1 rRNA gene is annotated in these 284 nt (G+C 47.2%); it reads right to left on the bottom strand.

The features are described from left to right. A 5S ribosomal RNA gene (gene rrf, locus QYG89_RS17215) occupies positions 1-77 on the bottom strand; the annotation flags it as partial. Positions 78-284: the final 207 nt, after the last annotated feature.

Here is a 284-nt window from a genome sequence, read left to right as displayed (position 1 = left end):
CTACCATCGGCGCTGAAGAGCTTAACTTCCGTGTTCGGTATGGGAACGGGTGTGACCTCTTCGCTATCGCCACCAGACTGTATAAAGTTGAAAGAATTGTTCTTTCAAAACTGGATAATATGTTTAAAGTAACCGGCAATCGAGTGCCATTTGGTGTTGCTTTCCGCTTGTCCAGCTGCGGCGCCTTGCTCCTCGGGTCAAATAACCTTCAATCAATGAAGTCAAAGAACGAACTTCTTTGATTGAAGAACATTTGCCTGTCGGAGCAGTACAGGCGCCTACGC

This window comes from Bacillus lumedeiriae, assembly GCF_044891285.1.
In the GTDB taxonomy this organism is placed as follows: domain Bacteria; phylum Bacillota; class Bacilli; order Bacillales; family Domibacillaceae; genus Pseudobacillus; species Pseudobacillus lumedeiriae.
This window is presented reverse-complemented; position numbering and strand designations above follow the sequence as displayed.